General features: G+C 66.2%; 1 protein-coding gene and 1 pseudogene. Both read left to right on the top strand.

Annotated features, from left to right (window positions below; translation table 11 throughout):
* Positions 1 to 213 (top strand): annotated as a pseudogene (locus D7Y13_RS44065) ((Fe-S)-binding protein); the annotation flags it as partial.
* A partial coding sequence (locus D7Y13_RS47540; protein WP_208734720.1) for a hypothetical protein occupies positions 210 to 408 on the top strand: 199 nt, incomplete at its 3' end. The pseudogene D7Y13_RS44065 and the gene D7Y13_RS47540, both read left to right, overlap by 4 nt.

The following is a 408-nucleotide window of genomic DNA, read 5'->3' as shown; positions in this document are numbered from 1 at the left end:
GGCGGCACCTTTGCGCTGAAGAACGCCGGCACCTCGTCGGCCATGCTCACCGACAAGATCAGCAACATCGCTGCCACCCGCGCCGACGTCTGCTCGGCCGGCGACTCCTCCTGCCTGATGCACATCGGCGGCGGACTGTCCCGCGGCGACACCGGCACCCGCACGGTGCATCTGGCGCAGATTCTGGCCTCTACCCGAAAGAACCCACTATGAGTCAGGGCATCGGCTACACGACACTCGGTTCCCGGTTGGAGACGACGAACGCCAGGCAGGGTGCAGCGGTTCCGCACCCTCAATGGGTCGACGCCGTCGACCGGGCCCGCCAACGATTGAGCACATTGTCCGAAACCGACAAACTGGCCATCGCCCTGCACGACTTCGCCGCCGTTGACGACTCCGGCGTCGTGC

It is taken from the genome of Corallococcus praedator (genome assembly GCF_003612125.1).
Taxonomy (GTDB): domain Bacteria; phylum Myxococcota; class Myxococcia; order Myxococcales; family Myxococcaceae; genus Corallococcus; species Corallococcus praedator.
This window is presented reverse-complemented; position numbering and strand designations above follow the sequence as displayed.